Source organism: Pandoraea sp. B-6 (assembly GCF_000282835.1).
GTDB classification, from domain to species: domain Bacteria; phylum Pseudomonadota; class Gammaproteobacteria; order Burkholderiales; family Burkholderiaceae; genus Pandoraea; species Pandoraea cepalis.
The window spans coordinates 119,902-139,250 of the sequence record NZ_KB290546.1; the positions used below are offsets into that span (position 1 = coordinate 119,902).

At 62.8% G+C, this 19,349-nt stretch carries 22 protein-coding genes; 16 read left to right on the plus strand and 6 right to left on the minus strand.

Annotated features, from left to right (window positions below; all coding sequences use genetic code 11):
• Nucleotides 1-63 precede the first annotated feature (63 nt).
• Entirely contained in the window at nt 64-1,176 is a 1,113-nt protein-coding gene (locus A985_RS0118970; RefSeq protein ID WP_017234955.1) for an HNH endonuclease, read from the plus strand.
• A gap of 368 nt (nt 1,177-1,544) precedes the next feature.
• Here A985_RS0118970 and A985_RS29485 read toward each other — a convergent pair whose 3' ends face one another.
• Nucleotides 1,545-2,012, minus strand: a complete 468-nt coding sequence (locus A985_RS29485; RefSeq protein WP_232424678.1) for a hypothetical protein — start codon at nt 2,010-2,012, stop codon at nt 1,545-1,547.
• A 45-nt stretch (nt 2,013-2,057) separates the two neighbouring features.
• On the opposite strand from A985_RS29485, the gene A985_RS28325 reads away from it, so the two are divergent.
• The 14 genes from A985_RS28325 (at nt 2,058) to iscX (ending at nt 12,622) form a co-directional block, all read left to right on the plus strand.
• On the plus strand, nt 2,058-2,501 hold the full coding sequence (locus A985_RS28325) for a hypothetical protein (protein WP_017234957.1): 444 nt from the start codon (nt 2,058-2,060) through the stop codon (nt 2,499-2,501).
• A 109-nt stretch (nt 2,502-2,610) separates the two neighbouring features.
• Complete coding sequence (locus A985_RS28330) at nt 2,611-2,922, plus strand: helix-turn-helix domain-containing protein (RefSeq protein WP_017234958.1); 312 nt, start codon at nt 2,611-2,613, stop codon at nt 2,920-2,922.
• Complete coding sequence (locus A985_RS0118990; protein WP_017234959.1) at nt 2,919-3,362, plus strand: hypothetical protein; 444 nt, start codon at nt 2,919-2,921, stop codon at nt 3,360-3,362. Before A985_RS28330 ends, A985_RS0118990 begins: the two co-directional genes overlap by 4 nt.
• A gap of 403 nt (nt 3,363-3,765) precedes the next feature.
• Entirely contained in the window at nt 3,766-4,242 is a 477-nt protein-coding gene (locus A985_RS0118995; RefSeq protein WP_026132150.1) for a low molecular weight protein-tyrosine-phosphatase, read from the plus strand.
• A gap of 78 nt (nt 4,243-4,320) precedes the next feature.
• On the plus strand, nt 4,321-6,429 hold the full coding sequence (locus A985_RS0119000; protein ID WP_017234961.1) for a site-specific recombinase: 2,109 nt from the start codon (nt 4,321-4,323) through the stop codon (nt 6,427-6,429).
• 116 nt (nt 6,430-6,545) lie between these two features.
• Nucleotides 6,546-7,073, plus strand: coding sequence for a Fe-S cluster assembly transcriptional regulator IscR (gene iscR / locus A985_RS0119005; RefSeq protein WP_017234962.1), 528 nt, complete (start codon nt 6,546-6,548; stop codon nt 7,071-7,073).
• 30 nt (nt 7,074-7,103) lie between these two features.
• Entirely contained in the window at nt 7,104-8,327 is a 1,224-nt protein-coding gene (locus A985_RS0119010; RefSeq protein WP_017234963.1) for an IscS subfamily cysteine desulfurase, read from the plus strand.
• Between the two features lie 18 nt (nt 8,328-8,345).
• The gene (gene iscU, locus A985_RS0119015) at nt 8,346-8,753 is read left to right on the plus strand and encodes a Fe-S cluster assembly scaffold IscU (RefSeq protein WP_017234964.1); all 408 of its coding nucleotides are present in this window, start codon (nt 8,346-8,348) and stop codon (nt 8,751-8,753) included.
• Between the two features lie 31 nt (nt 8,754-8,784).
• Nucleotides 8,785-9,108 (plus strand): iron-sulfur cluster assembly protein IscA, encoded by a 324-nt coding sequence (gene iscA / locus A985_RS0119020; protein ID WP_017234965.1) that lies wholly within the window; start codon nt 8,785-8,787, stop codon nt 9,106-9,108.
• Entirely contained in the window at nt 9,074-9,319 is a 246-nt protein-coding gene (locus tag A985_RS27710) for a DUF3565 domain-containing protein (protein ID WP_083902366.1), read from the plus strand. The genes iscA and A985_RS27710 overlap by 35 nt, the downstream gene beginning before the upstream one ends.
• A 198-nt stretch (nt 9,320-9,517) precedes the next feature.
• Nucleotides 9,518-10,048: a Fe-S protein assembly co-chaperone HscB gene (gene hscB / locus A985_RS0119025; protein WP_017234966.1), complete on the plus strand. Its 531-nt coding sequence runs from the start codon at nt 9,518-9,520 to the stop codon at nt 10,046-10,048.
• 86 nt (nt 10,049-10,134) lie between these two features.
• A complete protein-coding gene (hscA, locus tag A985_RS0119030; RefSeq protein WP_017234967.1) occupies nt 10,135-12,012 on the plus strand; it encodes a Fe-S protein assembly chaperone HscA in 1,878 nt (625 codons plus the stop codon).
• Between the two features lie 23 nt (nt 12,013-12,035).
• The gene (gene fdx / locus A985_RS0119035) at nt 12,036-12,377 is read left to right on the plus strand and encodes an ISC system 2Fe-2S type ferredoxin (protein ID WP_017234968.1); all 342 of its coding nucleotides are present in this window, start codon (nt 12,036-12,038) and stop codon (nt 12,375-12,377) included.
• A gap of 53 nt (nt 12,378-12,430) precedes the next feature.
• On the plus strand, nt 12,431-12,622 hold the full coding sequence (gene iscX, locus A985_RS0119040) for a Fe-S cluster assembly protein IscX (RefSeq protein WP_017234969.1): 192 nt from the start codon (nt 12,431-12,433) through the stop codon (nt 12,620-12,622).
• Between the two features lie 121 nt (nt 12,623-12,743).
• On the opposite strand, the gene A985_RS0119045 is transcribed toward iscX, so the two are convergent.
• A complete protein-coding gene (locus A985_RS0119045) occupies nt 12,744-13,451 on the minus strand; it encodes a glycine zipper 2TM domain-containing protein (protein WP_017234970.1) in 708 nt (235 codons plus the stop codon).
• Nucleotides 13,452-13,779: 328 nt separating this feature from the next.
• Between A985_RS0119045 and A985_RS0119050 the strand changes: the two genes are divergently transcribed.
• The gene (locus tag A985_RS0119050; RefSeq protein WP_017234971.1) at nt 13,780-14,382 is read left to right on the plus strand and encodes a hypothetical protein; all 603 of its coding nucleotides are present in this window, start codon (nt 13,780-13,782) and stop codon (nt 14,380-14,382) included.
• A gap of 23 nt (nt 14,383-14,405) precedes the next feature.
• Here the strand turns inward: A985_RS0119050 and lysS are convergent, their stop codons facing one another.
• From lysS to recJ, 4 genes are all read right to left on the minus strand, one after another.
• Nucleotides 14,406-15,950, minus strand: a complete 1,545-nt coding sequence (lysS, locus tag A985_RS0119055; protein ID WP_017234972.1) for a lysine--tRNA ligase — start codon at nt 15,948-15,950, stop codon at nt 14,406-14,408.
• 16 nt (nt 15,951-15,966) lie between these two features.
• Nucleotides 15,967-16,446 carry an Ivy family c-type lysozyme inhibitor gene (locus A985_RS0119060; RefSeq protein WP_017234973.1) on the minus strand — a complete coding sequence of 160 codons (480 nt, stop codon included), beginning with the start codon at nt 16,444-16,446 and terminating at the stop codon, nt 15,967-15,969.
• Between the two features lie 3 nt (nt 16,447-16,449).
• Nucleotides 16,450-17,554 (minus strand): peptide chain release factor 2 gene (gene prfB / locus A985_RS0119065; protein WP_174975058.1). Its coding sequence is split into 2 segments (ribosomal slippage): nt 16,450-17,481 and nt 17,483-17,554, totalling 1,104 coding nucleotides; the frame shifts between segments, so codons are not numbered across the junction.
• Between the two features lie 148 nt (nt 17,555-17,702).
• Nucleotides 17,703-19,349, minus strand: a 1,647-nt coding sequence (gene recJ / locus A985_RS0119070; RefSeq protein WP_017234975.1) for a single-stranded-DNA-specific exonuclease RecJ, incomplete at its 5' end; no start/stop codon positions are given.

Here is a 19,349-nt window from a genome sequence, read left to right on the forward strand (position 1 = left end):
TCGTCGCTTGCCCAAGCTTCCGGATAGCCACCGTGGCACCACTCTCGATTCGGTCCGACGACAATGACCAAGTGCACTCTCTGCCAAGAAAAAATCACAACGAAGAACCACTCGCTCGAACACGTAATTCCTCAGTCGATTGGAGGGCGCTTAAAAGTCGGCGGCTTCATCTGTAAGCGATGTAATGAGCAGGCCGGAGCCGAATGGGATCGCCCTCTCTTCGATCAATTTCACTGGTTTTCAGTCACTCTCGATATCAAGCGGGAGTCAGGGAAAGCACCCGGCCCAATTAAGGTCAATACTGTCGATGGTCGGACATTTAAGCTGAGCGCCGACGGAACAATGGTTCCCGCTATCCCGACGAAACCGGCGCTGGCGGACGATGGGAAAACCATCTCTTTTTCGGCAAGGGATTGGAAGGAGGCGAGGCAACAGCTTAGTGGATTTAAGCGCCGCTTCCCGCAATTGGATGTGGACGCGGTTCTTGGTGAGGCTGTCGAAACTGAAACGATGTTGGATTCGCCCCTCATTCAGTCGTTTGAATTCGGTGGTGCGCGCGAGCTCAAGTCGACCGTGAAGACCGCGCTTGCCTTTGCATTCAAGCAAAAGGTCGATCTACGATTCTGTGCCGCGCCCATTGCATATTTGAGTGACCAGTACACTAGCGGCGTTGCGGCGATGTACTACACATGCGACCCTTTGGTAAGCAGACCATCGAAGTCTTTATGCCACATCGTTGGCGTTCAGTCGGATCTGACGGAACGACGACTTCTTGCTTACGTTGAGTACTTCGGGGTCGCTAGATTCGCTGTACTGCTCAGTGAGAACTATGACGGTGCTCCCATAAACGCGGCTCATGCAATCGATCCGACTACCGGGAAAGAGGTGCAAGTGTCCATCGATCTCAAGCTTTCGGATAACGACCTCTCCGCAATCAAGCTAGGGCGGCCGGACTTCTTTGACGGCTTCAAGCGTGCAATGGATGATCTGGCGCCGCTACTCATGGAGAAGATGGCGGATCGTCGGCGCGAACGGGAGTTGACGAAAATCATTCAAGAAGGTTTCGCGCAGTCGGGGGCGGACCCGGGTAGCATCTTGAGCGAGCAGCAATTTCAGCGATTGTCTGATTATGTCAGCAGTGAGGCGGCACAGCTCTTTGTACTTGGGAAGAGATGAGTCGCTAGACGCAGTGCCCCGGCTACACCCGGTCTAGCCGGCTCCGGGGTCTCCTGCGTTTTGTGTCGATTACCTCGCCATCGACACTATGTGTGGGCGCCGCGGTGAACTGCGGAAGCCGGTCGTATCAGCCGACCAACCATTTCCGCGTTTCCAACCTACTCATCCACGCATGTGGGAGATGTGTGCGCTTGGCGGCGATTTGGCCGCGTGACACCTTTTATCCAGCGAATTTCTAAGGAGCGCCCCAACCTGCGGGCGGTCAGCGCGCCGCATATCAGGATCCTTGTGCGTGAGCCACAGGCTGCACAGTTGGTCGATCGTCAGGTCTGGCGGGCGGGGATTCAACGGCATAGCACACCCCGCTGCTACGCCGCTGCGCACTCGTCGAGCACTGGAATTCGCCCGTGCTCGAACAGGACCTTCGGCGATTCCATGGCGCCCGTCTCGGGGTCGAGCAGAACCTCGTAGGCCGCGACGCCGGCGTGCCGATCGCGCATCGAGTGCGCGGCACGCACGGCGCCGACGCTGGTGCTGGCCGGCCGCACTTCAACGGGAAGCAGCTCGTCGCCGTTCCCTTTGCGGAACGGGACGACGATGAATCGGGTGACGTGTGGGTCTCGCATGGCGGCCTCCCTCTCGTACGGATGAGGGGCGTAAATCACCACGAAATACTGCACAAAAACACAGTATTTGGAGTCCTGTTCAGCAGCAAAAACGGACGGTATTCGGTAGGGCGATCGAACTCCGGTATATTGCTTCCGGCGATCCAGCAAGTGCTGGCAAAAATCAAACGCCTTCGTGATGCCGGGTACGGTAGGGAAGCCGCAGGGCAAGTTCTCGGGTCGAATCGATGGCGAATATATCTTGCGTGATATAATATGCGTCTGTATGCTGATGACGGATTCGACGAGGATTTGCAGCGTTTGGCGGATGATCCGTTGACAGCGCAGGATGCTGTACGCATCAAGGCATTAACCGATCAGATCGACGAGAGCGAGGACGCTCTCTGGTCATTGATACAGCGGGACGGGGAGCACCCAGATCCGTTGTTCTCCGTAAAGGCCGTCGCGTGGATGAATGCCGCGGGCTACAATATTTCTCGGATCCGGTTTCACAACGTTGGATTGAGCAGATACAGAATCCTGATCTGTTACGACAATGAGTACGATGATTTCTACCTATTGGCAATCGTGGTGAAAGATCTTCAAATTGCCTATGACGGTAACGAACCGTACCATTTATACGACTATGAACGAGATCATCTTGTTACACGGCGAATGCTCGCCGACTACGATCGGCTCGGCGTCCCAAAGATTCGGTGAAGTGCAAACGGCAACTGCGCAGCCGCCAGTGAGTCGTTTTTTGTTCCAAATTAAAGAGCATTCTCGGTCGCCCAGAAACGGTCGCCTTCGGGTGAGCGTTGAATCAGCTATGGCCGAGCATGATTCGGGTGAGTTGCTACAGAAGAAGGTTGCGGCCAGACGTTTTATTGCTGAAGAGATATTGCGGGCTGCGCCCCCCGACTCGCTGGCCAAGCTTCGCCTCTCGCGAGGCCTCTCTCAGCAGGAGCTTGCGCGCTTGACCTGCACGAGCCAATCGCATATTGCGAAGATCGAGGCTGGATCTGTAAAGATGTTCTTGGACACTGCAATCAAGTTGGCTGACGCACTTGGCGTTAGTTTGGATCGCTTTCGCGAACTGATTCGTAACGAAAAAATTGCTGCTCAGGTGAGCGCTATATGAACAGACAAGCTCGAGCTATTTTCTGCGACGACCTTCGCTTTGAACTAGGCAACAAGCAGTCATATATGGGCATATATGCCGGCCTGCTTAAGGTCGCAGAGATGCCGACTCAATTAGCGAAACTTTGTATCATCGGGAAATGCGACACCGACGTGGCAAATCCCATTCGCTCCCTATCATTCTCCATCTTTCTCGATGATGAGGTGTTGCAGGAGCAGACATTGCCTGAAGAGGATTTGGCTCGTGGTAGGGCTGCTATCCAAACGGATGAACTCGATCCGATAACCAAGTATAGTGTGGGCTTCAACGTTGTTATAGCCCCATTTCCCATCTCGAAGCCAGCGTCGTTGCGTGTTGTGATCAAGGCAGATGGGGAGACCTTCGATGCAGGGCGCCTGAGGCTGCGCGTGGCGGCACCTGGCGAGCTGCCCGGTTTCTAAAATTTGCCTCATTCCTCCCCTGAGAGCCGCGTCGCGCCGTGCGTAAGCTTTGTTCAATTAGTTAGACAAAAGACTAGCGTCGCCCTCTGCGACGGGCGTTTTCGGGCCGTTTCCGTACTGATTTGGGATCAGAGGGGCACAAGCTTGAATCATGTTGCCCCGGCCAGCAGCCAGAGACACAAGAAGCCATGACGTGTCCGTTGAACCGCTTCGAAAAATGCCGTGCATTGCGAGACGCCCCATTGGGGCGTTTTTCATTTCTCCCTCCTTTGACCTCCCCAAAGCGCGAGGCAGCGGCTAGCGTTCAAAACCACACGGTAAGTCATTGATTCTATTGGGGCGCCATAGGACGGTTTTGCACCTATTTTTTACGCCCAATTACAATCCTTCCCCGTTGATTTATATGAGAAGAACGTCAGTTTTGTTTATCTGCATGGGCAACATCTGCCGCTCCCCCAGCGCCGACGGCATCTTTCGTCACCGGCTGGCCACCGCTGGGCTCACCGACGTGATCGCCGTCGATTCGGCGGGCACGCACAGTTATCACCTCGGTCACGCCCCCGACGAACGTACGCAGGCCGCTGCCGAGCGGCGAGGCTACGACCTGAGCGCGCTGCGTGCGCGCCGCGTCGATGCCGATGACTTCGTGCGCTTCGAATGGATCGTGGCGATGGATGACGCCAACGTCGCCGAACTCATGGCGCGCTGTCCGGCTGAGTATCGTCACAAGATCGTGCGTCTGATGGACTTTGCCACGCGGCACGACGCCACCGAAGTGCCTGATCCGTATTACGGCGGTGCAAAGGGCTTCGAGACGGTGCTCGACTACATCGAAGACGGGCTCGACGACCTGCTCGCCCATCTGGAAACGCACCTCTGAGCGTCGGCGACGTTGCGTTGCGCGGTCTGTCCTGTAGTACTGTGCTTTTCTCCTCCCCCTTCACCTCGTTTCCCATCGATGCTCACTTCGCTCACTTCGTACTGGCGTAAATGGCGTGCCTCGCGTCACGCCGGCCATCAGCTCGACGAACTGCTTGCGCACGCCGATCCGTCTGCGCCGCTGGCGGTCCGCAACCAATGGCTGATCGAATTGGCGCACTGGGTGCAAAAGCGCGGCGCCCTCGTCAACGAGGCGCGCGGGGAAGGGGAGGCGGCGCGCTATCGCCCGCACACGCGGCTGCGCTATCTGCTGCAGATGCTCGAGCGAAACCCCGCATGGCGACTCCCCGTGGCGCGCACGCTGCGCAGCGTCGTTGCCGAGAGCGACGCCATTTCGCTGCTGTGCGATACCGGCATGCCGGTGCGCCCGGGGTTTTGGGGGGCGCTGGTCGAGCGCGTCGAGAAGGCGCTGATTCCGCCCCCGCCGACGCGGCGCGATCTCTCGGCACTGTGCTCGCTGATGTTTCCCGATGGCGACGCCGCCGACTGGATCGCCGCCATGCCGCCGGCATTGCTGGCCGACCTCATCGCGCTTTTGCATGAAGGCGAGGACGAGGATGACAACGCCGACTGGAACCCTTTCGGCGAAGACTTGCTCGTCGCGATGCACCACCTCGTTGACCAGATTGGGTCGACCGGGCTCTCGCAGGCGGTGCGCTCGCGCCTGGCGTATCCGCGCGCCACCGAGTCGCCGTTCTACCAGATCGGACGCGCCATGCAGGCGCTCGAATCGGCTGGGCAGGCGTTCGCCCATGGCGCGCCGCCGTCGCAGCACTTCGTGCAGCAGATCAACGTGTTCCGCGCGCTGATCGACGACTGCGCGCGCGCGGCGCGTCAGGTCTATGCCCATCTGGACGAAAACGGCGTGAGCGTGGACATCGTGTTTCAGGTCGAACGCACCAAGGCGCGGATCCGTCGGCTCGAGCGTCTGCTCGAAGCCTGGCTGACGCACGGCGAGAGCGGCGATCGCGCCGTCGCGCGGGTGCAACTCCTCGCCGATCTGGTGCGCGCGAACCGGGCGAGCCAGAGCGTGGGCGAATTGGCGCGCACGTCGTTCGGGCTGTTGGCGCGCAAGGTCGTCGAGCGCAGCGCCGAGACGGGCGAGCATTACATCGCCCGCAATCGGAGCGAGTACTTCACCATGCTGAAGATGGCGTGTGGCGGCGGGCTGGTGACGGTAGTCACCGTCTACGTCAAGTTCCTGATTGCGAGCGCGCACCTGCCGACGGTCGTCGAAGGCTTCCTCGCCGGGGCCAACTACGCGCTCTGCTTCCTGTTCATGCACTTCTGCCATTTCACGCTCGCGACCAAGCAGCCGGCCATGACCGCGCCGGCCATCGCCCGCAAGCTCGACGATGTCGACACGCCCGCCGGTATGGACGCCTTCGTGGGCGAGGTCATCGCTCTCGTGCGTACGCAAGCGGCCGCTATCTTCGGCAACCTGGCGGTGGTGTTCCCGTTCTGCCTGCTGGTGCAATGGACAGTGTCGGCGGCGCTTGGCATGAACACGATTCCGCCCGAAAAAGCCCATGCGACGCTGAATTCGTTCTCGATATTGGGTATCACGCCGCTGTTCGCGGCCATGACGGCGGTGCTGTTGTGGTTCTCCAGTCTGATTTCAGGCTGGGCCGACAATTGGTTTGCGCTGCACGGCATCGGGGATGTGCTGGCCTACAACCGACGACTGCGCTTCGTCTTCGGACGGAACGGGGCGGCGCGGCTGGCAGACGCGTGCCGCCGTCACATTGCACCGGTGCTCGGGAATCTGACGCTCGGCTTCATGCTGGGTCTCGTGCCGGCGGTGCTGACGGCGTTCGCGCTGCCGTTCGAGGTGCGCCACGTCACGCTGTCGACCGGCGCGATCGCGACGTCGATCGGCGTGCTGGGCATGCCGGTGCTGCGCGATCCGGCGCTCTGGCTGGCCGTTGCCGGTGTCGGGTCGATGGCGCTGCTCAACGTCGGTGTGAGTTTCGCGTTAGCATTCCATATGGCGCTCAGATCGCGTCCCCTGCCAATGGGCGACCGCCGGCACATTCACCGTGCCCTCTGGCGCGCCGTGCTACGCAATCCGCTGGTGCTGCTGTTCCCTCTGCGCGCCCCCCAGGCGAACGCGCGTCCCGAAAATTAGCAAATTTCCCAAATGGACGACGGAACTTTTGCAAAAAATGGGCCAGAAGTACTTGACTGATTTCGTAGGGAATTTATACTTGACGAAAATAGTCGAGATTAATCCCCTGCATCCTCATGAGACTTACCACGAAAGGCCGTTTCGCCGTCACGGCGATGATCGACCTGGCCATGCGCCAGGACGCGGGTCCCGTGACGCTTGCGGGCATTAGTCAGCGTCAACGGATTTCCCTCTCTTACCTGGAACAGTTGTTCGGCAAGCTGCGCCGCCACGAGATCGTGGAGAGCGTGCGTGGGCCGGGCGGCGGATACAGTCTGGCGCGTCGCGCGGAAGAGGTGACGGTCGCGGACATCATTATCGCGGTCGACGAACCGCTCGACGCCACGCAGTGCGGCAGCAAGGGCAATTGCGAGAAGGGCCAGGACGGCCATCGCGGCCACTGCATGACGCACGAGCTGTGGGCAACGCTCAACCAGAAGATGGTCGAGTATCTCGATTCGGTTTCGCTGCGCGACCTCGTCGAGCAGCAGCGCAGCAAGCAGGCCCAACAGGCCGTGCTGCACGACACGCGCGAGTCCGGCACACCCAGCCAGACCATTGCCACGCGCATTCCCAATTCGGTCTTCGATATGGCCCGTTCTTAACTGGCGCCACGGCACGATCCTGGAGCACCCATGAAAAACGACACCCTCAACCTCCCCATTTACATGGATTACAGCGCCACGACGCCGATTGACCCGCGCGTCGTGGACAAGATGTTGCCGTACCTGCGCGAGCAGTTCGGCAACCCGGCATCGCGCAGCCACTCGTTCGGCTGGGCTGCCGAGCAGGCCGTGGAAGAGGCACGCGAGGAAGTCGCCAAGCTGGTGAACGCCGATCCGCGCGAGATCGTCTGGACGTCGGGCGCCACCGAGTCGAACAACCTCGCCATCAAGGGCGCGGCGCACTTCTACCAAGGCAAGGGCAAGCACCTCGTCACGGTGAAGACCGAACACAAGGCCGTGCTCGACACAACGCGCGAGCTGGAGCGCGAAGGCTTCGAAGTCACGTATCTGGATGTCAAGGACGACGGTCTGCTCGATCTCGACGTCTTCAAGGCCGCGCTGCGTCCGGACACGATTCTCGTGTCGATCATGGCCGTGAACAACGAAATCGGCGTCATCCAGGACATCGAGACGCTCGGAGAGATCTGCCGCGAGAAGGGCATCATCTTCCACGTCGACGCCGCACAGGCCACGGGCAAGATGCCCATCGACCTGGCCAAACTGAAGGTCGACCTGATGTCGTTCTCGGCGCACAAGACGTATGGCCCGAAGGGCATCGGCGCGCTGTACGTGCGTCGCAAGCCGCGTGTGCGCATCGAGGCACAGATTCACGGCGGCGGTCACGAACGCGGCATGCGTTCGGGCACGCTCGCCACGCACCAGATCGTGGGCATGGGCGAGGCGTTCCGTCTGGCGCGTGAAGAGATGGCGACGGAGAACGAGCGTGTGCGCATGCTGCGCGATCGTCTGCTGCGCGGTCTGACGGAAATGGAAGAAGTGTATGTGAACGGCGACATGGAAAAGCGTGTGCCGCACAACCTGAACATCAGCTTCAATTTTGTCGAAGGCGAGTCGCTGATCATGGCGATCAAGGACGTTGCGGTGTCGTCGGGCTCGGCGTGCACGTCGGCCTCGCTGGAGCCGTCGTACGTGTTGCGTGCGCTGGGTCGCAACGACGAACTGGCGCACAGCTCGATTCGCTTCACGGTGGGTCGCTTTACGACCGAGCAGGAAGTCGACTATGTGGTCGATCTGCTCAAGGCCAAGATCGGCAAGCTGCGCGATCTGTCGCCGCTGTGGGAAATGTACAAGGACGGGGTCGATCTGAATTCGATCCAGTGGGCCGCACACTGAGCATTCAAGGAGTTAGCCATGTCTTACAGCAAGGAAGTTCTGGATCACTACGAAAACCCGCGCAACGTCGGTTCGTTCGAAAAGGGCGATGACGCCGTCGGCACGGGCATGGTCGGCGCACCGGCGTGCGGCGACGTGATGAAGCTGCAGATTCGCGTGAACGAAGCCGGCGTGATCGAAGACGCCAAGTTCAAGACCTACGGCTGCGGCTCGGCGATTGCGTCGTCGTCGCTGGTCACCGAGTGGGTCAAGGGCAAGACGCTCGATCAGGCGCTCGATATCAAGAACACCCAGATCGCGCAGGAGCTGGCGCTGCCGCCGGTGAAGATTCACTGCTCGATTCTGGCCGAAGACGCCATCAAGGCGGCCGTGGCCGACTACAAGCAGAAGCACGGCCAGACGGCCGAGCCGGCCAAGGCTGCGTAAGCGGTACGACGGATAAAGGAATCAGGCAACCATGGCCATTACATTGACCGAGAAGGCCGCGCAGCACGTTTCGCGTTATCTGACGCGGCGCGGCAAGGGCGTGGGCCTGCGGCTGGGCGTGAAGACGACCGGCTGCTCGGGCCTGGCCTACAAGCTGGAATACGCCGACGACGTGGCGGGCGAGGACACGGTCTTCGAGAGCCACGGCGTGAAGGTGATCGTCGATCCGAAGAGTCTGCCGTATATCGATGGCACGGAGCTGGACTTCGCGCGCGAAGGCTTGAACGAAGGGTTTCGCTTCAACAATCCGAACGTCAAGGATGAGTGCGGCTGCGGCGAGTCGTTCCGGATCTGACACTGCGCCGTTGCGCGAGATCGTCGGGTTCCGGCAGGACGACGAAGGCCAATGGGTCGCGCGTCTGGCGTGCGGGCATGGGCAACATGTCCGGCATCTTCCCCCGTGGCAGATCCGGACATGGACGCAAAGCGCGACAGGCCGCGACGCGATGCTCGGTAGCCGGTTGCGCTGCCGCAAATGTGAGCGCGGCGAGCCGCCCGATGCGTGAGGCGGTGGGCCTCGCCTGGCGGCGGTCGCCATGGCAGCGAAATAGGTCGCCGAACCGTCGGACGGTTCGGCGCCGAAGCAGCAGCGTAGGCAACCAGGCGGCGCGAGCCGCTTTTTTTACGGGCCGACGATGGGTGGCATGGCGCGCATGGCGCGACGTCCCCTCGCATGGGCGCCCTGGATGGATGATGAGTGCGCGATGAGTGCATTGACTGACAACTACTTCACGCTGTTCGATCTGCCGCAGCGCTTTGCGCTCGACGCAGACGCGCTCGACGCGGCCTACCGAGCCGTGCAATCGCGCGTGCATCCAGATCGATTCGCGAGTGCGAGCGATGCCGAGCGCCGCGTGGCCATGCAATGGGCCGCGCAGGCGAACGCCGCCTACCGCACGCTGCGCGACCCGCTGCAACGCGCGACGTATCTGCTCACGCTGCAGGGCATCGATGTGGGCGCGGAGAACAACACCGCGATGGCCCCCGATTTCCTGATGCAGCAGATGGAGTGGCGCGAAGCCATCGACGACGCCGTGGACGCGCGCAATATCGGCGCTCTTGAAACACTTGCCAAATCGTTGCGCGAGGATCGTCGCGTGCGGCTCGCCAAGCTGGGCGACTGGCTCGAGAGCCAGGCCTGGCAACCGGCCGCCGAAGCCGTGCGGCAACTGATGTTCATTGCGCGCGCCGACGAAGACATCGCGCAGCGCATCGAAATGCTGGAAAACGCGTGACGGCCCGGTGCGGCGCCGTCACATGTCATTGAGAACTGCTTGAGAACAGGGCGGCCGCGCAAGCGCGTCGCCCGCATTGCAAAGTCATGGCCCTTCTGCAAATTTCCGAACCCGGCATGTCCCCCGCGCCGCATCAGCGGCGACTCGCCGTGGGCATCGACCTGGGCACGACGCATTCGCTCGTGGCCTCTGTACGTAGCGGGGTGGCCGAAGTGCTCCCGGACGAACAGGGCCGCGTGCTGCTGCCGTCCGTCGTGCGCTATCTGGGCGGTCCCCGTACCCAGATCGGCTACGACGCCCGTGCGGCTGCCGCCAGCGATCCGCGCAACACCATCGTCTCGGTCAAGCGATTCATGGGCCGGGGTCTGGCCGATGTTGCCCATGCCGACAACGCGCCGTACGATTTCGTCGACGCGCCGGGCATGGTCCAGATGACGACGGCCGGCGGCGTCAAGAGCCCGGTGGAAGTGTCTGCCGAAATTCTCGCCACGTTGCGTCAGCGCGCCGAAGACACGCTCGGCGACGATCTGGTGGGCGCCGTGATCACCGTGCCCGCGTACTTCGACGACGCGCAGCGTCAGGCCACCAAGGACGCCGCGCGTCTGGCCGGCCTGAATGTGTTGCGTCTGCTCAATGAGCCCACGGCGGCCGCGATCGCCTACGGTCTCGACAATGCGGCCGAAGGCCTTTACGCGGTCTACGACCTGGGTGGCGGCACGTTCGACATCTCGATTCTGCGATTGACGAAGGGCGTGTTCGAAGTGCTCGCGGCGGGCGGCGATTCTGCGCTTGGCGGCGACGACTTCGATCAGGCGATCTACCGCTGGGCAGTGGCGGAGGCCGGTCTCGACGCGGCTTCGCTCACGCCTGAGGATGTGCGCGGCTTGCTCGATCACGCGCGCACCGCCAAGGAAGCGTTGACCGACGCCGAGCAAACGACGATCGCCCTGACGCTGTCTGGCGAGCGCAACCTCGCGTTGACGCTCACGCGCGACCAATTCACGGCGCTGGGCGCGCCGCTCGTGCAACGCACAATCGGCCCGATGCGCAAGGCGCTGCGCGACGCCGGCATGGGCCCGGACGACGTCAAGGGCGTCGTGCTCGTCGGCGGCGCCACGCGCATGCCGCAAGTGCGTGCCGCGGTCGCGACCTTCTTCGGACGCGAACCGCTGATCGATCTCGATCCGGATCAGGTGGTGGCGCTCGGCGCTGCCGTGCAGGCGAATTTGCTGGCCGGCAATCAGGCGGAAGGTGACGACTGGCTGCTGCTCGACGTGATTCCGCTGTCGCTCGGTGTCGAGACGATGGGCGGCCTCGTCGAGAAGATCATTCCGCGTAACGCCACGATTCCCGTAGCGCGTGCGCAGGAATTCACCACGTTCAAGGACGGACAGACGGCGATGGCCGTTCATGTGCTGCAAGGCGAGCGTGAGCTGGCGTCCGATTGCCGTTCGCTGGCCCGGTTCGAATTGCGCGGCATTCCGCCGATGACGGCCGGCGCGGCACGTATTCGCGTGACGTATCAGGTCGACGCCGATGGGCTGCTCTCCGTCTCCGCCCAGGAGTTGCACTCGGGCGTGGCGGCCTCTATCGAGGTCAAGCCGTCATACGGTCTGGCGGACGACGATATCTCGCGCATGCTGCAAGACAGCTTCGGTTCGGCCGAAGCGGATATGCGCGCCCGTGCGCTGCGCGAGCAGCAAGTGGAAGCCGAGCGTCTGCTGGTCGCGATCGACAGCGCCTTGCAGGCGGACCCGGAACTGCTCGACGCCGACGAGCGCGCACAGATCGACGGCTTGCTGGCCGAGTTGCGCCAGAAGGCGTCCGGCGACGATCAGATTGCCATCAAGACGGCGACCGAAACGCTCTCGCATGCGACCGACGCGTTTGCCGCGCGCCGCATGGACAAGAGCATCCGCGCGGCGCTGGCCGGCCGGCGCGTGGCGGACATCGACAAACTGTAAGACACACACGGAAAGCCAAAGCCATGCCTCAAATTGTTGTATTGCCTCACGTCGAGCTGTGCCCCGAGGGCGCGGTGCTGGACGTTCCGACCGGCACCACCGTGTGCAGAGCGTTGTTGGACAACGGCATTGAAATCGAACACGCGTGTGAGTTGTCGTGTGCGTGCACCACGTGCCACGTGATCGTGCGCGAGGGTTTCGAGGCGTTGGAGCCGGCCGAAGACGAGGAAGAGGATCTGCTCGACAAAGCCTGGGGCCTGGAGCCGACGTCGCGCCTGTCGTGCCAGACGAAGATGCCCGCCGACACCGATCTGGTCGTCGAGATTCCGAAGTACACGATCAATCACGCCAAGGAAAGCCACTGATCGACGCCGTTTGGCGTTGCGTGGCGACACGTCAGAAGAAGAGGACCCTGCCCATGAAATGGACCGACATTCAGGACATCGCGATTGCGCTTACCGAGGCGCATCCCGACATCGACCCACAATACGTGCGCTTTACCGACCTGCATCAGTGGGTGATGGCGCTCGACGGCTTTGACGACGCGCCTGACCGTGCCGGTGAGAAGGTGCTCGAAGCGATTCAGATGGCGTGGATCGACGAGGTCTGACCCGACGATCGCGCAGGGCGCGCGACGCTGCCGCAGAGACAAAAGCCGCTCATGACGAGCGGCTTTTGCGTTAACGCGAGATCCGTTGCGGCACGAACGGGGTCACGCGGATCCCACGCCCTTAGCCCGCGCGCACCAGCCCGTTGTTTTCGAGCCGCACGCGATCCCCCGGCTGCACGCCAGGGGCGGACTGATAGGTCCAGTAGCGCGTCTTGCCGGTATCCATGCGCACGTACACGCGATACACGGTTTCGGAGCGAACGCGCTTCTCGACTTCGTTGCCGGCCAGACCGCCGCCCAGCGCGCCGACCACGGTCATCGCGGTGCGGCCGTTACCCGCGCCAAACTGGTTGCCGAGCAGGCCGCCAGCAACGGCACCGCCGACGGCGCCCAGGCCCGAGGCCTGACCTTGCGTGCTGATCGGTTCCACCGACTGCACCGTGCCGCACGTCGAGCATGTCGCCGCCTGACGCTGTGCGGGGGCGGCCGAGGATTGGGTATATGACGGCTGAGGCGCCGGCGCCCGTTGTGCCGGCGCCCGCTGCGGCGCGTACTGAGCTTGCTGCGGCGCGTATTGCGTCTGCTGGGCCTGCTGCTGGGTCGGCTGCTCCGTCACCTGCGCGCTGCGCATCGCGTTCGAAGACGGCTGTTGGGCCGACGTCAGCGCGTACTGCGAATGATCGACGGTCGTTGCGGGGCCGTCGGTGCTTTTGGCGACAGGGAGCACGCCCGTGATGGCGGCAACGCCGAGCAGGCTGACGACCACGATACTGCCGGCTGCGGCAGCGACCAGCGGATGCATGCGGCGCGGTTGAAGTTCGTTATTCATGTGGTTTTTCTCCATCGTGCGGTTGTCGCGAACCCCATTCTTCGTGCTGACAGGCACGGGAGGCTTCGCATGAGAAAAGTCTCCGTCATGGCAGGCCCGGCATCCGTTTCATTTTGTAACGCGATGTAAGATGTGCATCGCGGCAGTCCCAGGCGAGTGCCCTTCGACTGACTGCTAATTCATTGAAAAATATGAAGTTTTTTCTCGGTTGACGGGGCGCTTCGCCGTCATCGTACGCGGTTGTCATCACAATTGAAACAAGTCGCGCCGCGCGCATAATGGCACGCATTGTCCGTCAACGTCCTTCTTGCCGATTCGTCCCAACGCCATGATCGATACGCTGCCGCCGCTGGATACCCCGCTCGACGCCGCAAGCCACGCGCACCTCTATCCGTACGTGGTACAACGCGCGTGGGTCGACGTCCACGATCCGCAAGGGGAGGTCAGCGAACCGTTTTCGGACGACGTTTTCGTGACGCTCGTGCTCGATGGCACGGCTGGACTGCGCCGGCTGCAGGGCGAGGATTTGCGCGCGGCCCGTCTGACGTTCGAGGCGGCATTTGCGCAAGCCGCGTCGAATCTCGCGCGCGCATGGAAGGCGGGGCATTTCGAGTTCGGCATTGCGCGACTCGACGACGGCACGCCGATTGCCGGCTGTCGCGGCAATTGGATGGCACCGGCTGGCGGCCTGGTGCTGGGCAATCTCTACCAGTCGATGGTCGAGCATTTCGAGGTGACAGACTTTGCGGCCGTCCCCGTCAATCGCACATTGCTTCTCGCGTTTCCGACCGATGCCAAAACGCTGTCGTCGCTGGCGTTACGGCAATTGGTGGAAGGGGCGGCGAGCGGTGCGATTCTCCCCATCGCGCGCACCTGGTTGCGGCTCGATGGGGAGTGGCCGTCCGCCTATCGCGGTGTTCCGGCCTTCTAAGCGTTCCAACCGTTCCAAACGACTCAGTCTTCGCGGCGCAGGTGCGGGAAGAGCAGCACGTCGCGAATGTTCGGACTGTCGGTAAGCAGCATGATCAGACGGTCGATGCCGATGCCGCAGCCGCCTGTCGGGGGCATGCCGTACTCGAGCGCGCGAATGTAATCGGCGTCGTAATACATGGCCTCTTCGTCGCCCGCGTCCTTCTGCTCGACCTGCGCACGAAAGCGTGCGGCCTGATCTTCCGGGTCGTTCAACTCGGAGAAGCCGTTGGCGATCTCGCGGCCCGTGATGAACAGTTCGAAGCGCTCGGTGATGCCTGGCACGGTATCGGACTCGCGCGCGAGCGGCGATACTTCCACCGGATAGTCGACGATGAAAGTCGGCTCCCACAACTGGCTCTCGGCCGTCTCTTCGAACAGGGCCAGTTGCAGCGCACCGAGGCCCGCGTTCTTGAACTGCGGCGCATCGACCTTCACGCCATACTTGCCCAGCGCGCCACGCACGAATTCGATGTCGGCCAGTTGCGCTTCGGTGAACTCGGGCGCGTACTTGCGAATCGCTTCGACGATCGTCAGGCGGTGGAACGGCTTGGACAAATCGAGTTCGCGGCCATGGTACTCGATGGTCGCGGTGCCGCGCGCGTCGAGTGCGGCGTTGCGGATCAGCGCTTCGGTGAAGTCCATCAGCCAACGGTAATCCGTGTAGGCCGCGTAGAACTCCATCATCGTGAATTCCGGGTTGTGGCGCGGCGACACGCCTTCATTGCGGAAGTTACGGTTGATCTCGAACACACGCTCGAAGCCGCCAACGATCAGGCGCTTCAGATACAGCTCCGGCGCGATACGCAGATACATCTGCATGTCGAGCGCGTTGTGGTGCGTGATGAACGGCTTGGCCGCGGCGCCGCCCGGAATCGGGTGCAGCATCGGCGTTTCGACTTCCATGAAGTCGGCGTCCGTCATGTACTTGCGCATCGACGCGATGGCCTTCGCGCGGGCGCGGAACGTGCTGCGCGTCTCGGGCGAGGTGATCAGGTCGACGTAGCGCTGACGGTACTTCGTCTCCTGGTCGGACAGGCCGTGGAACTTGTCCGGCAGCGGGCGCAGCGCCTTGGCGAGCAGACGCAGTGCCTTCACCTTGACCGACAGTTCGCCGGTGCGCGTGCGGAACAGCGTGCCGGTCGCGGCGACGATATCGCCGATGTCCCAGCCCTTGAAGGCGGTCATGGCATCGGCGCCGACGTCGTCGCGGCCGATGAAGAACTGGATCTGACCGCTGCCGTCCTGCACGGTGGCGAAGGCGGCCTTGCCCATCACGCGCTTGAGCATCATGCGACCGGCCACCGACACGGGGACGGGCTCGGCTTCGAGCACCTCGTTGTCCACGTCCTGATAGCGCGCCTGCAGGTCGCCGGCGTGCTGTTCGGGACGGAAGTCGTTCGGGAACGCCACGCCGTTGGCACGCAGCGCCTGCAGTTTCTCGCGACGCTCCGCGATGAGCTTGTTGTCGTCGTGCGGCAGGTCGCCCGCCGGGGTGCCCGTGTGGGCCGGAGTATTGTGATCGGTCATGGTGCGAGCGATGAAGTTATTCGGTAAAACGCAGCGTGTGCAGCAGGGCATTCTTGAGCAAGCCGTCGGGCGTGCCCAGCCAGATCAATTCGGTGCGGTCCTGATGCGGTCCAGCATTGGCCGCCGCACTCGGGTCCCGCACGAACAGCGCCGCGATCGCCTGTGAGCGCGGCTCATACAAAATGTGGACATACTCGCTCGGGCAATCGTGCGGCTTGCAGCTCTGCACCAGCAACCAGGGCTTGCCGGCGACGCTCACGCGTTGCGACGGCGTCGATGTGCCACCCTGACGCACCCACGCGGGAACGTTGCGTGGCGTGGTGATGCGCGCATAGGCCCCCGAGAAGTCCGGGCGCTTGAGCAATTCATGCAGGTACGGTCCCGTCTCGGGATTGGCTCCCGGTGCGCCCGGTGTACTGGCCGGGGCAGCAACGGCGGCGCACTGCAGACACAGCGCGCTCACCCCCCACACGGCTAGCGTGCGGACAAACGCCATTCCTTACACTCCCTGCTTGAGACTCGCGGAGATGAAGTCGTCCAGGTCGCCGTCGAGTACCTTGCCGGTATTACCGGTTTCCACGCCGGTGCGCAGGTCCTTGACGCGTGACTGGTCGAGCACGTACGAGCGAATCTGATGGCCCCAGCCCACATCGGTCTTGCTCGACTCCAGCTTGTCCTGCTCGGCACGACGCTTGCGCATTTCATGTTCGAACAGGCGCGAGCGGAGCATGTCCCACGCTTCGGCGCGGTTGCGGTGCTGCGAACGGTCGTTCTGGCAGGCGACGACAATGCCGGTCGGGATGTGTGTGAGGCGAACGGCGGAATCGGTCTTGTTGATGTGCTGGCCGCCTGCACCGGAGGCGCGATACGTGTCGGTACGCACGTCGGCCGGATTGATTTCGATGTCGATCGAATCATCCACTTCCGGGTACACGAACAGGCTGGCGAACGACGTATGGCGACCGCCCGACGAGTCGAACGGCGACTTGCGCACCAAACGATGCACGCCGGTTTCCGTACGCAGATAGCCGTAAGCGTAGTCGCCGGTGACCTTCAGCGAGGCGCTCTTGATGCCCGCGACATCGCCGTCCGACACTTCGAGCACTTCGGCCTTGAAGCCCTTGCGTTCGCAGTAGCGCAGATATTGGCGCAGCAGCATGCCGGCCCAGTCGTTGGCCTCGGTGCCGCCGGCGCCGGCCTGGATATCGATGAAGCAGTTGTTCGGGTCGGCCGGGGTGTTGAACATCCGGCGGAACTCCATCTCGCCCACACGAGCGGCGAGACCCTGCGTGTCATGCTCAAGCGCCAGCAACGAGTCTTCATCGCCCTCGTCGCGCGACATTTCGAACAGTTCCTGCGTATCGGAAAGGCTGGCGTCGAGTTCGGTCAGGTTGCTGACGATGCTGTCGAGCGCCTTCTTTTCCTTGCCCAGTGCCTGAGCACGCTTGGAATCGTTCCAGATGTTGGGGTCTTCGAGTTCTTTGTTGACTTCAATCAGGCGAGCTTGCTTGACATCGAAGTCAAAGATACCCCCTGAGCTCGCCAACGCGGGTGCGCAGGTCGGCGAGCAGGGATTCAAGTGCGTTTAGGCGTTCGGCTTCCATGAGCTTTGACAGGGGCGAATTCGGGGAAACGAGGATTATAGCGCAGCGAAGCCCCCGTTTCCCCACTTTTCCCGGGCGGATGACGCGTTCCGGACGGCTGGCCACCGCCGTCCGCGCGCAAGACAGGCGGTCCTGGCGCCGCCGACGGTCAGCCCTGAGCGTGCTCGACGATCATCTGCACGCGCGAGACGCCGTTGAAGGTGTCGGCGGCCAACCGATAGGCAAATCGCGCCCGGCTCGGCAAGGTATCGGCGTGATTGAACCAGATGGCGTTGAAGCGCATGCGCCCGCGACCGAGTTGCAACTTCAGGTGCTTGTCCTTGAGGATGGCTTGGGAGAGCACGTCGAACTCGCCCGAGAACACGGGCGGCGGGAAACCCTGTCCCCACACCTGTGCGTCGAGCAGGGCGACAAAGGGCGGCACGAAGCACTCGTCGCCGATGTCGCCGTCGGTCTCGATCACGCGCGAGAGCGCCGTCTCGTCGAGCCACGCCTGCCCCACGGCTTCGAATGCCGACTGGAAGCGCGGCAGGGCGTCGGCAGCGATCGTGAGGCCCGCGGCCATCGCGTGACCGCCGAACTTGCCGATGAGACCCGGTTCGCGCTTGGTGACTAGATCGAGCGCGTCGCGCAAGTGAAAACCCGGAATCGAGCGGCCGGACCCCTTGATCTGGCCGTCGTCGCCGGGGGCGAACACGATGGTCGGACGGTAGAACTTTTCTTTGAGCCGCGCGGCCACGATCCCGATCACGCCCTGGTGCCAGGTCTCGTTGAACGCGCACAGCGTCGTGGCGGCACGAGGGTCGAAGCGCGCCAGATCGGCCAGGGCTTCCTGCTGCATCCCTGCCTCGATCTCACGGCGCTCGCGATTCATCGCGTCGAGTTCCTGCGCGAGCGTCCAGGCGCGGGCGTCGTCGTCCGTCAGCAGACACTCGATGCCGAGCGACATGTCGGCGAGGCGTCCGGCGGCGTTCAGACGCGGCCCGAGGCCGAAGCCCAGATCGAAACTGCCCGCCTGACGCGCATTGCGGGCGGCCGCGCGAAAAAGCGCATTGATGCCCGGATGCATGCGCCCGGCGCGCATGCGCGACAGCCCTTGCGCCACGAGGATGCGGTTGTTGGCGTCGAGCTTGACCACGTCAGCGACGGTGCCCAGCGCGACCAGGTCGAGCAACGTATCGAGCCGGGGTTGTTCGCGCGCCTCGAACGCCCCGCGCGTGCGCAACTCGGCGCGCAGCGCGAGCAGAACGTAGAACATCACACCGACACCGGCGAGGTTCTTGCTCGGGAATGCGCAGCCCGGCTGGTTGGGATTGACGATACAACGCGCGTTGGGCAATTCGTTGCCCGGCAGATGGTGATCGGTCACCACGACTTCGATGCCGAGCGCCTGCGCGGCGGCCACGCCGTCGAGGCTGGCGATGCCGTTGTCGACGGTGATCAACACGTCGGGCGGTCCCGCCTTGCCTTGCGCGGCCAAGGCCACGATTTCGGGCGTCAGGCCATAGCCGTATTCGAAGCGGTTCGGCACCAGATACTCGACCTTCGCACCGAACATGCGCAAGCCGCGCACGGCCACGGCGCAGGCGGTCGCACCGTCGCAATCGTAGTCGGCCACCACGAGCATGCGCTTGCCGGCGGCGATGGCGTCGGCAAGGAAGGCGGCGGCCTCTTGCGCGCCCTTGAGCTGGGTCGGGGGGATCAACCGGGCCAGCGCCGTTTCGGTCTCTGCGGTCTCGGCCACGCCGCGCGACGCGAACAGGCGGGCGAGCACCGGGTGGACGCCGTCGCGCGC

Excerpts from the sequence above, each read along its gene's own strand:
- A985_RS0118970 (WP_017234955.1), top strand. The coding sequence starts at position 64 with ATGACCAAGTGCACTCTCTGCCAAGAAAAAATCACAACGAAGAACCAC.
- A985_RS28325 (WP_017234957.1), top strand. The coding sequence starts at position 2,058 with ATGCGTCTGTATGCTGATGACGGATTCGACGAGGATTTGCAGCGTTTG.
- A985_RS28330 (WP_017234958.1), top strand. The coding sequence starts at position 2,611 with ATGGCCGAGCATGATTCGGGTGAGTTGCTACAGAAGAAGGTTGCGGCC.
- A985_RS0118990 (WP_017234959.1), top strand. The coding sequence starts at position 2,919 with ATGAACAGACAAGCTCGAGCTATTTTCTGCGACGACCTTCGCTTTGAA.
- A985_RS0118995 (WP_026132150.1), top strand. The coding sequence starts at position 3,766 with ATGAGAAGAACGTCAGTTTTGTTTATCTGCATGGGCAACATCTGCCGC.
- A985_RS0119000 (WP_017234961.1), top strand. The coding sequence starts at position 4,321 with ATGCTCACTTCGCTCACTTCGTACTGGCGTAAATGGCGTGCCTCGCGT.
- iscR (WP_017234962.1), top strand. The coding sequence starts at position 6,546 with ATGAGACTTACCACGAAAGGCCGTTTCGCCGTCACGGCGATGATCGAC.
- A985_RS0119010 (WP_017234963.1), top strand. The coding sequence starts at position 7,104 with ATGAAAAACGACACCCTCAACCTCCCCATTTACATGGATTACAGCGCC.
- iscU (WP_017234964.1), top strand. The coding sequence starts at position 8,346 with ATGTCTTACAGCAAGGAAGTTCTGGATCACTACGAAAACCCGCGCAAC.
- iscA (WP_017234965.1), top strand. The coding sequence starts at position 8,785 with ATGGCCATTACATTGACCGAGAAGGCCGCGCAGCACGTTTCGCGTTAT.
- A985_RS27710 (WP_083902366.1), top strand. The coding sequence starts at position 9,074 with ATGAGTGCGGCTGCGGCGAGTCGTTCCGGATCTGACACTGCGCCGTTG.
- hscB (WP_017234966.1), top strand. The coding sequence starts at position 9,518 with ATGAGTGCATTGACTGACAACTACTTCACGCTGTTCGATCTGCCGCAG.
- hscA (WP_017234967.1), top strand. The coding sequence starts at position 10,135 with ATGGCCCTTCTGCAAATTTCCGAACCCGGCATGTCCCCCGCGCCGCAT.
- fdx (WP_017234968.1), top strand. The coding sequence starts at position 12,036 with ATGCCTCAAATTGTTGTATTGCCTCACGTCGAGCTGTGCCCCGAGGGC.
- iscX (WP_017234969.1), top strand. The coding sequence starts at position 12,431 with ATGAAATGGACCGACATTCAGGACATCGCGATTGCGCTTACCGAGGCG.
- A985_RS0119045 (WP_017234970.1), bottom strand. The coding sequence starts at position 13,451 with ATGAATAACGAACTTCAACCGCGCCGCATGCATCCGCTGGTCGCTGCC.
- A985_RS0119050 (WP_017234971.1), top strand. The coding sequence starts at position 13,780 with ATGATCGATACGCTGCCGCCGCTGGATACCCCGCTCGACGCCGCAAGC.
- lysS (WP_017234972.1), bottom strand. The coding sequence starts at position 15,950 with ATGACCGATCACAATACTCCGGCCCACACGGGCACCCCGGCGGGCGAC.
- A985_RS0119060 (WP_017234973.1), bottom strand. The coding sequence starts at position 16,446 with ATGGCGTTTGTCCGCACGCTAGCCGTGTGGGGGGTGAGCGCGCTGTGT.